Source organism: Rhodococcus sp. IEGM 1351 (assembly GCF_030056875.1).
Classification (GTDB): domain Bacteria; phylum Actinomycetota; class Actinomycetes; order Mycobacteriales; family Mycobacteriaceae; genus Rhodococcus_F; species Rhodococcus_F opacus.
Genome location: NZ_JASHKU010000148.1, coordinates 1 through 246 on the forward strand (window position 1 = coordinate 1; position 246 = coordinate 246).

Genomic DNA, 246 nt, shown 5'->3' on the forward strand with positions numbered 1-246 from the left:
TCTGTTTCCAAATCTGCTTCGGAAATGCGGTGAACGCCAACAGGTCCGGTCGTGCCGCCTCGAGGTGGTCGGCGACCTTCGGTAGCTTCTCGGCGAGTGCGTTGATGACCCGATCATATTGGGCATGAACAGAATCCGCGTCCGGCTGGTCGTACACCGAGTGCAGCAACGTCTTCACCCAAGGCCACGACGCCTTCGGGGTCACCGTCATCAGGTTCGTCGAATAGTGCGTTCGGCACCTCTGCC

At 59.8% G+C, this 246-nt stretch carries 1 protein-coding gene; it reads right to left on the reverse strand.

Features of this window, described 5'->3' with window-relative positions:
• On the reverse strand, positions 1-246 hold a 246-nt coding region (locus QM806_RS41135), incomplete at both ends, for a transposase (RefSeq protein WP_283295079.1).